The following is a 13,107-nucleotide window of genomic DNA, read 5'->3' on the forward strand; positions in this document are numbered from 1 at the left end:
ACTGACGAGTACGAGAAAAATCGACCGGAGATGTCGAGGACGCGCGTCCGGTTCCGTCCCCGGGGTGTGCGCGGCCAGGATGGGCCGCGACGAGCACCGAGGAGACCAACCATGGCCAAGTACCTGCTGCTCAAGCACTACCGCGGCGCACCGGCCCCGAAGAACGACGTGCCGATGGACCGTTGGGCGCCCCAGGAGGTGACCGCGCACATCCGGTTCATGCAGGACTTCGCCGACTCCCTGAAGGAGACCGGCGAGTTCGTGGACGCCCAGGCGCTGGCGCCGGAGGGGACCTTCGTCCGCTACGACGGCGAGGGCCGCCCGCCCGTCACCGACGGGCCCTTCGCCGAGACCAAGGACCTCGTCGCCGGCTGGATGATCATCGACGTCGACAGCTACGAGCGGGCCGTCGAGCTGACCGGCGCGCTGTCGGCGGCGCCCGGCGCCGGCGGGGAGCCGATCCACGAGTGGATCGAGCTGCGCCCGTTCCTCGAGGCCCCGCCGACCGTCACCGAATGACCGGCGGACCGGTGGGGGCCGACGCCGCGCTGCTGCGTGGTCTCGTGCCGGAGGTGCTGGGGATCCTCGGCCGCCGCGGGGCGGACTTCGCGGCGGCCGAGGACGCCGTACAGGACGCGCTGGTCGAGGCCCTGCGGACCTGGCGGGCGGACCCGCCGCGGGACCCGAAGGGCTGGCTCGTGACGGTCGCCTGGCGCCGCTTCCTCGATGCCACCCGGTCGGAGACCGCACGTCGCGGCCGGGAGGAACGGGTCGAGGCCGAGCCGGTACCGGGGCCGGCGTCGGACCACGACGACGCGCTCGAGCTGTACTTCCTGTGCGCGCACCCGTCGCTGTCGCCGTCCTCGGCGGTCGCGCTCACCCTGCGCGCCGTCGGCGGACTCACCACGCGTCAGATCGCCGCGGCCTACCTGGTGCCGGAGGCGACGATGGCGCAGCGGATCAGCCGTGCCAAGCGCACCGTCGCCGGGGAGCGGCTGAACCGGCCCGGTGACGTCGCGACCGTCCTGCGGGTGCTCTACCTGGTGTTCAACGAGGGCTACTCCGGCGACGTCGACCTGGCCGCCGAGGCGATCCGGCTGACCCGGCGGCTCGCGGAGTCGGTCGACCATCCCGAGGTGGCGGGCCTGCTCGCGCTGATGCTGCTGCACCACGCGCGCCGCGCCGCCCGGACCGGACCGGCCGGCGAGCTGGTGCCGCTGGCCGAGCAGGACCGTGGTCGCTGGGACACCGCGCTGATCACCGAGGGGGTCGCGGTCCTGCAGGCGGCGCTGGCCCGCGACCGGCTCGGCGAGTTCCAGGCCCAGGCGGCCGTCGCCGCCCTGCACGCGGACGCGCCCAGGGCGGAGGACACGGACTGGCCCCAGATCGTCGAGTGGTACGACGAGCTGGTCCGGCTCACCGGAAGCCCGGTGGCGCGGCTCAACCGTGCCGTCGCCGTCGGGGAGGCCGACGGGCCGGGGGCCGGGCTGGCCGCGCTCGACGAGCTCGATCCCGCCCTGCCCCGCTGGACCGCGGTCCGCGCCCACCTGTGCGCACGCGCGGGAGACCGGGCCACGGCCGCGCGGCTGTACGTCGAGGCGGCGGCGCTGGCGTCGAACACGGCCGAACGGGACCACCTGACACGGTGTGCCGCCCGCCTGCACACCGCCTCCACGGAGGGAACGCATCGTCAGAATTGACGAACGCGCGGTCCCACGGCTGCACCGACGCGACGGCGGCGCGCCGCGGTGCGAGGATCACCGGAATGAGCCTGGTGTCGGACGATCCCGTTGCGGTCGCGGCACCGTCGTCGCTGCGGTCCCCGGCCCGGCTGGCCGCCGTACGGGCCACACGGCTGTTCGACACCGGCCCGGAGGAGGCGTTCAACCGCCTGACCCGGCTGGTCGCGGTGGTCCTCGGCACCCCCACGGTCACGCTGACCGTCGTCGACGAGATGCGGACCTTCCTCAAGGGCACGCCCGACCCGGTGCACGTCGTCGGGCCGGACGGCGTCTGGTCGGCCCCGGTCGAGGACAGCGGGTGCAAGGTCGTCGTGGAGTACGACGACGAGATCTGCGCCGGCGACGTGGCGGCCGACCCCCGGCTGCGCGACCTGCCGCTGATGACCGGCTTCGGTGCGGCCGCCTGGCTCGGGGTACCGGTGCACGACCCCGACGGCCAGGTCGTGGGCAACCTCTGCGCGATGGACGTCGTCGTCCGGGAGTGGACCGCGCTGCACCGGGAGACGATCCGCACCCTGGCCGACGCCGTCGAGGGCGAGATCGCGCTGCGGCTGTCCCTGCGCCGGACCGAACGGCAGGCCCTCGCCGCCGCCCGTGCCGCCGCCGAGACCGAGGCACTGGCCCGGACCCTGCAGGAGTCGCTGCTCCCGGCGCAGCCCCTGCGGCTGCCCGGGGTCGACATCGCCGCCCGTTTCCTGCCCGGCGGCACCGGCGTCGAGGTGATGGGCGACTTCTACGACGCCGTCCCGACCCCCGACGGCGTCGCCGTGGTGATCGGCGACGTCCAGGGCAAGGGCGCCGCCGCCGCCCGCACCACCGCGCTGGCCCGCTCGGCCACCCGCACCGCCGCGCACTTCGAGAACGACCCGGCCGCCGTCCTGCGCACCGTGAACGACGTCCTGCACGTCTGGTTCGACGGCCGCGTCAGCTTCGTCACCGCCGCGCTGGCGTCGCTGCGCCGCGGCCCCGCCGACACCTGGCGGGCCGACCTCGCCTCGGCCGGGCACCCGCCGGCCCTCGTGCGACGGGCGGACGGCAGCGCCGGGTTCCACGGCGGCGGCGGACTGGTGCTCGGCATCGGGATCACCCCGATCGTCGCCGGCGGGACCGTCACCCTCGCGCCGGGCGACAGCCTGGTGCTCTACACCGACGGCATCACCGAGGCCCACACGCGCGGACACTGGGAGCAGCTGGGGGAGGAGGGGGCACGGCGCACCCTGGCCGCGCTCCCCCCGGACGCCGACGCGGACACGATCGCCCGCGCGCTCACCGGTGCCGCGCTCGCGCACTGCGGCACCCACCTCAGCGACGACGCCGGGGTCGTCGTCGTCCGGGTCGAGGAGCCCGGTACGGCCGACGGTGACGACCGGGTGGTCACCGAGTACGACCCGCACCCGCGCGCCGGACGGGAGGCACGGCGTTCCGCGGAACGCGTCCTGACCGGCTGGGGCCTCGCCCCCGCGACCCTCGCCGACGCCATGCTGGTGATCGAGGAGCTCGTCGCGAACGTCGTCGACCACGCCCGGACGGCGTTCCGCCTGACCCTGGTCCGCGGACCGGGGGCCCTGCGCATCGAGGTGGACGACGACGGCACGGGCAGCCCGTCGATCCAGCCGGTCGACCCGCGTGCCGCGCGGGGGCGGGGCCTGCAGCTGGTCGACGCCGTCGCGCGGGCCTGGGGCCACCACACCCACGGCCGCGGCACGCGGGTGTGGGCCGAGTTCGCCGCCCGCTGACCGGCCTACGGGGCGTCGTCGCGCCAGGTCAGGTCGATCTCCAGCTGCCGGTGGCCGTCCGATCCGGTGCCGGTCGCGGACCGGCCGACCCGGGCGCGGCCCTCGCGCAGGGCGCGGGCGGCGTCCTCCAGGTGCGTGGCCAGGTCGTGCGCCGCGGTCGTCGGGTCGGGTCGGGCCAGGACCAGGCGTCGTCGGGAGTGCTCATGGGTCCAGTGTGCGGCACCCGCTCACACCCGGGTGAGGACCAACCAGGTCAGGTAGGCCGCGTATCCCAGCACCAGCAGCCCGCCCTCCGGACGCGACAGCCGGGCCCCGGTCCGCATCGCCAGCCCGGTGCCCAGGGTCGCGACCACCAGCAGGACCAGGTCGGAGTCGACGACGTCCGGCGGGACCTCGACGGTCGCCCCGGGGGCGGCGAGCACGGTGGCGCCCAGCACGAGCGCGATGTTCAGGACGCTGGAGCCCACCAGGTTGCCCACGGCGAGTCCGGTCTCCCGGCGTGCGACGGCGACCAGCATCGTCACCAGCTCGGGTGCCGAGGTGCCGAGCGCCACGACGGTCAGCCCGATCACCGCGTCGTCGACACCCAGCACCAGCGCACCCTGGACCGCACCGTCCACCAGCCACTCCGCGCCGAGCACGACCAGCACCAGCGAGACCGCCAGCACCAGCAGCTGGACCAGGGGGCCGCCGCGGGCGTCCCCGGCGTCGGCCTCGGCCGCCACGTCCTCGCGCGGGGAGGTGCGCAGGACCAGCACGACGTAGCCGACGGCGGCGAGCAGCAGCACCCCGCCGCCGACCGGGCCGATCGACCCGTCGCGCGCCAGCGCGAACAGCAGCAGCGCCGCGGCGACCATCGCCGGCAGGTCGTGGCGCAGCGTGCGCCGGTCGAACACGACCGGCCGCAGCAGCGCGCCCAGGCCGAGCACGAGGAGCAGGTTCGCCAGGTTGGTCCCGACGATGTTGCCGGTGGCGATGCCGGGGCTTCCCGAGCGCGCCGCATCGATGCCGATCGCGAGCTCGGGCAGGCTCGTGCCGACCGACACGACCGTCAGCCCGATGACCATCGGGGACAGGCCCAGCCGGGTCGCCAGTCTGCTGCCGGACCGGACCAGCAGCTCCGCACCGACGAGCAGCAGCACCAGGCCGCCGACCCCGAGGAGGATCGCGTCCACCGGCGCTACCGCGCCCCGCCGGAACCCACGGGGACAGCCTCGCCCACCGGGCGGCGCGTGTCGATCTGAGACAGGTCCGTCCGGTGCGCCCCCGGATCGGCCACCCTGGTCCGGTGGAGGACGAGCACGACGTCGTGGTCGTCGGCGCGGGGGTCGCCGGGCTGTACGCGCTGCACCTGCTGCGCCGGCGTGGTCTGCGGGTCACCTGTGTCGACGTCGCACCCGAGCTCGGCGGTGTCTGGCACCACCAGCGGTTCCCCGGGGCCCGTATCGACACCGAGGGCCCCGCCTACCAGTACCTGTTCTCCGAGGAGCTCTACCGCGACTGGGGCTGGAGCGAGCGCTTCCCCGCCGGGTACGAGGTGCTCCGCTGGCTGCGCTTCGTCGCCGACCGGCTCGGTCTGCACCGTGACCTACGACTGTCCACACCGGTCACCGGTGCCCGCTGGGACGGCGGCCGGTGGCGGGTCCGGACCGGCCACGGCATCCTGTCGGCCCGGTTCCTGCTGCGCTGCACGGGTGCGTTCACCGCGCCCCGCACCGACCCCGTCCCCGGCCGGTCGGACTTCGCGGGTCCGGTCGTCCACACCGGAGCATGGCCCGCCCGCGGACCCGGTCTCGACGGGTTGCGGGTCGGCGTGCTCGGGTGCGGGCCGAGTGCGGTCCAGCTGGTCCCGGCGCTGGTCGGACGGGTAGGCCGGCTCACCGTCCTGGCCCGGACGCCGCGATACGTACTGCCCGCGGCCAACCCGATGTACGGCTGGCCGGAACGCGCGGCCTACCGCGACCGGCTGCCCGCGATGCGCGAGGCGGTCCGGACGACCCCCTCCGGCACCGGGCACTCATTTGTCCACAAAGGACTCCACAGCCTGGGGAGCGCGTACGACGGGGACCCGCTCGCGCTGCACCCGGCCCGGCTCCCCGGCCTCGCGGCCGACCCGGAGCTGCGGGCCGCGGTGGGCGCCGTCGTCCGCGACCGGATGCGGGCCCGGCTGGCCGACGGCCGTCTCGCGGCCGCGCTGGTGCCGGACGGCGACGACTACGGCCTCCGACCCGTCGCGACCGACCAGGGCTGGCTGGAGAGCTTCCACCGCGACGACGTCGAGGTGGTCCCCGTCGGGCGGAACCCGGTCGTGCGGATCCGGCGGGACGGGGTCGAGCTGGCCGACGGGACCGTCGTCGGGCTGGACGCGATGGTGCTGGCCACCGGCTTCGACCCGTCCGCGACCCGGGCCGGGATCGAGGTCGTCGGCCGCGGCGGACGGCCGCTCGGCACCGGCGCGGGCCTGCTCGGGATGGTGCACCCCGGCTTCCCGAACCTGTTCACCCCGCTCGCGCCGACCCTCGGGTACGGCAACGACGCGGCCTGCCTGCAGGCCCAGGTCGAGTGGGTCGACCGGGCCGTCGGTGACCTCGACGCCGACGGCCTGTCCACGATCGAGGCCGTGACGGCGCCGGCGGAGCCGGTCCCGCCGTACGCGGTGCCCGGCGGGGTCGCCGGAGTGGCCCGTGCCTGCGACGACGAGGCCGCCGCGGGCTACCCGTCGTTCGAGCGGCGCTGACCGTCGAGCCGGACGTCCGGGTCCGGCACGCCGAACAGCATCGTCCGCGACGGGACGGGCTCGTCGGGAATCCGGTCCACCACGTCGAACAGGTCCATCGCGCCGGTCACCTGCAGCGCACGGCGTGCCGCGCGGCTCGACCCGCAGTGGACGCGGAGCCGCTTGCCCTCGGCGCCGAGCATGTCCCGCGACTGCAGCAGCGAGTTCAGTCCGGCCGTCCCCAGGAAGTCCACCCGGGTCAGGTCGAGGATGAGCTCCGAGCCCGCCTCGGACCAGATGCCCATCTCGACCCACAGGTCGGGGGAGGTCTCGTCGTCGATCGCGCCGATCGCGTGCAGCACGGTGGCGCCCGCCGGGTGGCTGGACTGCTCGAAGCGCAACGTCGGTCCGGGAACTGCGGCCTGCGCGGCATCCGGAGCGGAGCGGTCGTCGTCCGCCATGGTCGGGCCCCTTTCCGCCACCGGGATCTCCGGGACGTCCGACCAGCATTGCAGCGGGTGGCCGTGACCGCATGTGCTGATCGGCGGCCCCGTGGGCGCGTAGCCTTCGCACGACCGCCGACCACCCGCGGGGGTGATCCTCCCGCCGGGCCCCGAAGGACCACCGTGAGCGCTACGACCCTCTCCGCCACCGCGATCGCCGGGATGATCGACCACGCGATCCTCAAGCCCGAGCTGACCCGCGCCGAGGTCGACGCCCAGCTCGACGTCGCCGCCCGCTACGGCATCTTCAGCGTGTGCGTGCGCCCGTCCGACGTCGCGCACGCGGTCGCCCGGCTCGCGGGGACCGGCGTCGCCGTCGGCACCGTGATCGGGTTCCCGCACGGCACGACCAGCACCGCGGCCAAGGTCGCCGAGGTGCGGCAGGCGATCGCCGACGGTGCCGCCGAGCTGGACATGGTGCTGAACATCGGCCGGCTGCGCAGCGGACTGACCGACGACGTCCGGGACGACGTCCGAGCCGTGGTCGAGGCCGCGGACGGGCGGGTCGTGAAGGTGATCCTGGAGACCGCGCTGCTCTCCGACGACGACGTGGTCGCGGGCTGCCGGGCGGCCGAGGCGGCCGGCGCGGCCTTCGTGAAGACCTCCACCGGGTTCGCCGGCGGCGGTGCGACCCCCGAGCACGTCGCGCTCATGCGCGCCACGGTCGGGTCGCAGGTTCAGGTCAAGGCCTCGGGCGGGGTCCGGGACCTGGACACCGTCCTGGCCTTCCACGCCGCGGGTGTCACCCGCTTCGGCACCAGCGGAACCGCCACCATCCTCGACGACGCCGCGGCCCGCGACGCCGGTGGCGCGGCGGCGGCCCGGGTGGACGACGCGTCGTACTGAGGGGTCCACCGAGGGGCACGCCGGGCCGTCCGATCTGCGAAGCTGACCCGAGCACGTTCCCGCGAGCCCCGGAGGAAGACCGATGGCGACGCAGCCCCTCCCGAGCCCCTGGTCGCCCGCGGGGGTCACCGGGACACTGATCGGGGCCGCCCTCGGGACGGTCGGTGCGGCCGTCGAGGTCGGTCGCCGGCTGCCCGGGTGGCTGGCCGGGGCGCCGCGGGCGGTCGAGGCACTGCCGTCGGTCGCGGCCGACGTCGCCGCGCTCCCGCGCCGCATCGCCGGTGTCGACGCCGCGCTGACCGGCATCGCCCCGGTCCTGGACGACGTGCTCGGCCGGGTCGTGACGTTGTGGGACGACCCGGTGACCGTGGAGCGGATCGACCGGCTGACCGCGGCCGTGGTCGAGCTGGCGGGAGCGGCCGGACCGCTGCGCGAGCTGGCCGGCGCCCGCGACGACCTGCACGAGCTCGCCGGTCTGCGGGAGGACCTGCACCACCTGGCCGGTGTCCGCGAGGACCTGCACGAGCTGGCCGCGGTGCGCGAGGACCTGCACCACCTCGCGGGCGTGCGCGAGGACCTGCACGAGCTCGCCGGGGTCCGCGGGGACCTGCACGAGCTGGCCGCGGTACGGGGGGACCTGCACGAGCTGGCGGGGATGCGGGAGGACCTGCGGGAGCTCGCCGGGGTCCGCGGCGACCTGCACGAGCTCGCCGCTGCGGTCGGGCCGCTGCGCGAGCTCGGCGCGGCGGTGGCCTCGCTGCAGGAGCTGGCGGGCGCCGTGGGGCCGCTGTCGGAGCTGGCGGGGGCGGTGGAGGCGCTGCGGGAGCTGGGGGCCGCGGTGGGGCCGCTGTCGGAGCTGGCGGGCGCGGTCGACGCGTTGCGTGAGCTCGCCACCGCTGTCGGTCCGCTGATCGAGCTGGGCACGGCGGTGGAACCGCTGCGTGAGCTGGGTACGGCGGTGGAGCCCCTGCGTGAGCTGGGTACGGCCGTCGGACCGCTGACCGAGCTCAGTACCGCGGTCGGCCCGTTGCGCGAGCTGAGTACGGCCGTCGGTTCGCTGTCGGAGCTGGCGGGGGCCGTGGAGTCCCTGCGGGAGCTCGGCGCCGCCGTCGGGCCGTTGTCCGAGCTGGCCGCGGTGCGCGGGGACCTGCACGAGCTGGCCGGTGCCGCGGCGCCGCTGCGGGAGCTGGCCCCGGCCGCGGGCGACCTCGCCGCGCTCGCCGGTGCCGTCACCTCGTTGCAGCGCCTCGCCGACGCTGTCGCCCCGCTCCGGGAGCTCGCCGCCACCCGCGCCGACCTGGCGCAGCTCGCCGGCGCCGTCGAGCCGCTGCGGGAGCTGGCCTCGGCCCGCGAGCACCTGGAGAGCCTCACCGGTGCCGTCCCCGCGGTGCACGAGCTGGCCGCGACCCGCGCCGACCTCGCGCGGCTCGCCGAGGCGGTCGGACCGCTGCAGGAGCTTGCCCGCACCCCCGGAGACCTCGCCGCCCTCGCGGGCGCGGTGGAACCGCTGCGGGTGCTCGCCACCGTGCGCGAGGACCTCGCCGCGCTGGCCGCAGCCACCGGCGACCAGGGCGCCGTCCGGCGGATCGCCGCGGCCGTCGCGGACGCCGACGCGGACGGGACCCCGCGACTGGCCGCGCTGGACGTCAACCTCGCGCAGGCCGCGAGCCAGCTGACCGCCGTCGCCCCGGACCTGCGGTCGGTCGCGGCCCGGATCGACGCGCTCGACCGGCAGATCGGCGTGCTGGCCGACGCGCTCGCCCCGCTGCAGGGCACCACCGAGCGGATCGGCCGGATCGTCGACCGGCTCCCGGACCGCACCCGGCGTCTGGTGACGCGCCCGGCCACGGAGGGCTGACAGCCGTCCGGCCGATCCGGGGGTCCGCACCGGCAGGACGGCCCCGGATCACTCGCGCAGGCGTTCCAGCCCGGGCCACACCAGCGCCATCAGCGTCGAGGCGAGGTCGTCGGGGTCCCCGCCGTCGCCCGCCCAGTCGGCCAGTCCCTCGGCCGCGCCCGCCAGCGCCGCCGCGACCGGGGCGGTGACCGTCGCCGGGTCCACGCCCGCGGGGACGGCCAGCTCGGCGGCCAGCAGCTGCGCCACCCGGTCGACGATGCGGTGGCGCGCCGCGTGCACCTCGTCCGCGAGTGCCCCGGTCCGGGCCTGCCGGTAGAGCACCGACCAGCCGTCGCGATGGGTGGTCACGCTGGTGAAGAACGCCCGCAGCCCGCGGTGCAGGCGGATCTCGGCGTCGGCCGGTGCCCCGGCGGCGGCGCCGGACACGGACTCCAGCAGCCGCTCGGACTCGCGACGGATGCACCGTCGCAGCAGCTCCTCCTTCGAACCCCCGCCGTGCGTGTAGACCATCGGCTTCGACAGCCCGGCCTCGTCGGCCACGGCGTCCATCGACGCGTCGTGGAACCCGTCCCGGGAGAACACCCGCACCGCCGCGTCGAGAACCTGCTTCTCCCGCTGTGCCGGCGGGAGCCTGCGGCGGGGTGGGAGTGCCATCTCGACAGCATAGCTACTGCTGCGTAAAGTACGCCCCGTCCTGATCCGGTACGGCGAGTACCGGACACTTGTGTGAACCACGGCGAGGTGGAACGAGCGATGGCCGACACGGTCGACATCAACGAGCTGGGGCGCAGCGTCGACCCCAAGTCCCTGTCCGACGAGCAGTTGATCGCCACCCTCGGTACCGCGCTGCGCGACGGGGATCCCAAGGACGTCGATCCGTCGCCGTTCGCCCGCCTGGTGAAGAGCGCCTCCAAGCAGCAGCTCGCGACCGTCATGTCCTCCGAGGTCCGCCGGCCGGTACTGGAGGCGATCTTCGGGCGGATGAGCGAGTTCTACTCGTCGAAGGGTGCGAGCTCGAACCGTCAGGTCGTGCACTGGCACATCAAGGACGGTTCGACGGTCGACAGCTTCCAGACCGTCCTGCAGGACGGCACCTGCACGGTCACCCACGGCACCGACGAGGACCCCCGCACCGCACTCACGATGCCGGGCACCGAGTTCCTCAAGGTCGCGACCAACAACGCCAACCCGGTGACCCTGTTCATGACCCGCAAGCTCAAGGTCTCCGGCGACGTCGGCTTCGCGACCGCCCTGCAGAAGATGTTCCAGATCCCGTCTGCCTGACGAGAACCGCGACCGACCAGCGGAGAGCTGAGATGACTTCCTTCGAACTGTCCGAGGAGCACCGCGAGCTGCAGGAGTGGGTGCACGGCTTCGCCGCCGACGTCGTGCGCCCGGCCGCCGCCGAGTGGGACGAGCGCGAGGAGACCCCGTGGCCGATCCTGCAGGAGGCCGCGAAGATCGAGCTCTACAACTTCGAGACCCTCGCCTCCTTCTGGGGTGACGAGACCGGCCTGTCCATGCCGCTGGTCAACGAGGAGCTCTTCTGGGGCGACGGCGGCATCGGCATGGCGATCTTCGGCACCACCCTCGCGGTGGCCGGCATCTTCGCCTCCGGCACGCCCGAGCAGATGGTCGAGTTCATCCCGCAGTGCTACGGCGACGCCTCGGAGCCGCAGGTCGGCGCGTTCTGCAGCTCCGAGCCCGAGGCGGGCTCGGACGTCTCGGCGATGCGCACCCGCGCCGTCTACGACGAGGCGAAGGACGAGTGGACCCTCACCGGCCAGAAGGCGTGGGCGACGAACGGCGGGATCGCGAACATCCACGTCGTGCAGGCCGTCGTCGACGCAGGCCTGGGGAGCAAGGGGCAGGCCGCGTTCGTCGTCCCGCCGAACACGCCCGGCCTGGAGTCCACCCGCAAGATCAAGAAGATGGGTCTGCGCGCGTCGCACACCGCGGACGTCTTCCTCGACGACGTGAAGCTCCCCGGCTCCTGCCTGCTCGGCGGTAAGGAGAAGCTCGACGAGCGGCTCGCCCGCGCCCGGTCGGGGGAGAGGTCGAAGGGCTCGGCCGCGATGCAGACCTTCGAGCTGTCCCGCCCGACGGTCGGCTCGCAGGCCATCGGCATCGCCCGGGCCGCCTACGAGTACGCCCTGGAGTACGCCAAGGACCGCGTCGCGTTCGGCAGGCCGATCATCGAGAACCAGTCGATCTCCTTCACCCTCGCGGACATGAAGACCGAGATCGACGCCGCCCGGCTGCTCGTGCACCGGGCCGCGTGGATGGGACGCAACAACGTCCCGTTCACCGCGGGGGAGGGGTCGATGTCCAAGCTCAAGGCCGGCCGGGTCGCGGTGTGGGCCACCGAGCGCGCCATCCAGATCCTCGGCGGTGCGGGCTACTCCCGCGAGCACCCCGTGGAGCGGATGCACCGCGACTCGAAGATCTACGACATCTTCGAGGGTACCGAGCAGATCCAGCAGCTCGTGATCGCCCGCGCGATCTCGGGCAGGCACCTGGCCTGAGCCCGGCGGGCCGGTCCGCCGTACACCGCGGACCGGCCCGGCCCGGCACACACGTTTCATCGTCACTTCGACGACAACGCGTCACCGCAGGCCATCGCCCTCGTTCACCGGTCAGGAAGATCGGTAACGGGGGGAACACATGGCACGGACGACGAGGTCCACCCTGCTCGCGCTGGCCGTCGCGGCGGCCTGCCTGACCGGCGCCGCGGGGGTGGCGGCGGCCTCCCCGGAGCGCGCGGCCGACCCCGGTCCCGCGCTCACCGCGCCCGGCCTGGACGAGAGCCTCACCTGCCAAGGCGACCCCGCCGGTTCCGCGGGTGCCCCCGTCCTGCTGGTGCCCGGGACGACGCTGGACCCGGACGTGAACTTCGACTGGAACTACGCCCGTGCCTTCGCCGGCGAGGGGCGCGCCTACTGCTGGGTGCAGCTGCCGGCGCACGCCACCGGGGACATCCAGATCGCGGCGGAGCACGTCGTCCACGCGATCCGCACCCTGCACGACGAGGCGGGCGGCCGGATCTCCGTCGTCGGGTTCAGCCAGGGCGGCATGGTCCCCCGCTGGGCGCTGAAGTACTGGCCGGACACCCGCGCCATGGTCACCGACGTGATCGGGATCGACCCGTCGAACCACGGCACGCTCGACGCGTACCCGGTCTGCGGGCCCGGCTGCGTCCCCGCGTTCTGGCAGCAGCGGACCGGCTCGCGGTTCCTGACGGCCCTGAACGACGGGCCGGAGACGTTCGCCGGGATCGACTACACCGTGGTCTACACGGTGACCGACGAGGTCGTCGTCCCGAACCTGCCGCCCGCGGCGAGCTCGGAGCTGCGGCGCGACGGTGCGGGCCGGGTCGCGAACGTCGCGGTCCAGTCGATCTGCCCGGTGCACGTCGCCGAGCACCTGAGCATGGGCACCACCGACCCGGTCGGGTACGCCGTCGTCGCCGACGCGCTGGACCACGACGGCCCGGCCGACACCCGCCGGATCGACCGCGCGGTCTGCCTGCGCGACGTCATGCCCGCGGTCGACCGGACGCAGCTCCCGGTGAACGAGGCACGCCTGCTGGGACAGGTCGCGACCAGCGTCGCCACCGAGCCCCGGGTGGCCGCCGAACCGCCGCTGCGGGACTACGCCCGGGGGTGACCGGTGGGCGTGCCCGCGGGGGCCCGGGGAGGATGGAGAT

12 protein-coding genes are annotated in these 13,107 nt (G+C 74.8%); 9 read left to right on the forward strand and 3 right to left on the reverse strand.

Annotation, left to right across the window (positions count from 1 at the left end; all coding sequences use genetic code 11):
• Positions 1-111: 111 nt before the first annotated feature.
• The 3 genes from KPF47_RS33175 (at position 112) to KPF47_RS33185 (ending at position 3,478) form a co-directional block, all read left to right on the forward strand.
• The gene (locus KPF47_RS33175; protein ID WP_224392676.1) at positions 112-519 is read left to right on the forward strand and encodes a YciI family protein; all 408 of its coding nucleotides are present in this window, start codon (positions 112-114) and stop codon (positions 517-519) included.
• Entirely contained in the window at positions 516-1,700 is a 1,185-nt protein-coding gene (locus KPF47_RS33180; RefSeq protein ID WP_224392677.1) for an RNA polymerase sigma factor, read from the forward strand. The genes KPF47_RS33175 and KPF47_RS33180 overlap by 4 nt, the downstream gene beginning before the upstream one ends.
• Positions 1,701-1,765: 65 nt before the next feature.
• Positions 1,766-3,478, forward strand: coding sequence for a SpoIIE family protein phosphatase (locus tag KPF47_RS33185; RefSeq protein ID WP_224392678.1), 1,713 nt, complete (start codon positions 1,766-1,768; stop codon positions 3,476-3,478).
• 227 nt (positions 3,479-3,705) lie between these two features.
• Here KPF47_RS33185 and KPF47_RS33190 read toward each other — a convergent pair whose 3' ends face one another.
• Positions 3,706-4,653, reverse strand: coding sequence for a calcium/sodium antiporter (locus tag KPF47_RS33190; RefSeq protein ID WP_224392679.1), 948 nt, complete (start codon positions 4,651-4,653; stop codon positions 3,706-3,708).
• Positions 4,654-4,766: 113 nt separating this feature from the next.
• Between KPF47_RS33190 and KPF47_RS33195 the strand changes: the two genes are divergently transcribed.
• Positions 4,767-6,215 (forward strand): NAD(P)/FAD-dependent oxidoreductase, encoded by a 1,449-nt coding sequence (locus tag KPF47_RS33195; RefSeq protein ID WP_224392680.1) that lies wholly within the window; start codon positions 4,767-4,769, stop codon positions 6,213-6,215.
• Here the strand turns inward: KPF47_RS33195 and KPF47_RS33200 are convergent.
• Complete coding sequence (locus KPF47_RS33200; protein WP_224392681.1) at positions 6,191-6,655, reverse strand: STAS domain-containing protein; 465 nt, start codon at positions 6,653-6,655, stop codon at positions 6,191-6,193. The two genes, KPF47_RS33195 and KPF47_RS33200, sit on opposite strands and share 25 nt — an antisense overlap.
• 165 nt (positions 6,656-6,820) lie before the next feature.
• Between KPF47_RS33200 and deoC the strand changes: the two genes are divergently transcribed.
• Positions 6,821-7,543, forward strand: coding sequence for a deoxyribose-phosphate aldolase (deoC, locus tag KPF47_RS33205; protein ID WP_224392682.1), 723 nt, complete (start codon positions 6,821-6,823; stop codon positions 7,541-7,543).
• Between the two features lie 82 nt (positions 7,544-7,625).
• Positions 7,626-9,401 (forward strand): hypothetical protein, encoded by a 1,776-nt coding sequence (locus KPF47_RS33210; protein ID WP_224392683.1) that lies wholly within the window; start codon positions 7,626-7,628, stop codon positions 9,399-9,401.
• Between the two features lie 48 nt (positions 9,402-9,449).
• On the opposite strand, the gene KPF47_RS33215 is transcribed toward KPF47_RS33210, so the two are convergent.
• Positions 9,450-10,055: a TetR/AcrR family transcriptional regulator gene (locus tag KPF47_RS33215; RefSeq protein WP_224392684.1), complete on the reverse strand. Its 606-nt coding sequence runs from the start codon at positions 10,053-10,055 to the stop codon at positions 9,450-9,452.
• A gap of 99 nt (positions 10,056-10,154) precedes the next feature.
• On the opposite strand from KPF47_RS33215, the gene KPF47_RS33220 reads away from it, so the two are divergent.
• The 3 genes from KPF47_RS33220 to KPF47_RS33230 all read left to right on the forward strand — a co-directional run bounded on the left by KPF47_RS33220 (position 10,155) and on the right by KPF47_RS33230 (position 13,067).
• Entirely contained in the window at positions 10,155-10,685 is a 531-nt protein-coding gene (locus KPF47_RS33220; protein ID WP_224392685.1) for an SCP2 sterol-binding domain-containing protein, read from the forward strand.
• A gap of 32 nt (positions 10,686-10,717) precedes the next feature.
• Positions 10,718-11,926 (forward strand): acyl-CoA dehydrogenase family protein, encoded by a 1,209-nt coding sequence (locus tag KPF47_RS33225; protein ID WP_224392686.1) that lies wholly within the window; start codon positions 10,718-10,720, stop codon positions 11,924-11,926.
• A 139-nt stretch (positions 11,927-12,065) separates the two neighbouring features.
• Complete coding sequence (locus tag KPF47_RS33230; protein WP_224392687.1) at positions 12,066-13,067, forward strand: triacylglycerol lipase; 1,002 nt, start codon at positions 12,066-12,068, stop codon at positions 13,065-13,067.
• Positions 13,068-13,107: the final 40 nt, after the last annotated feature.

This window comes from Pseudonocardia sp. ICBG1293 (assembly GCF_020131355.1).
In the GTDB taxonomy this organism is placed as follows: Bacteria; Actinomycetota; Actinomycetes; order Mycobacteriales; family Pseudonocardiaceae; genus Pseudonocardia.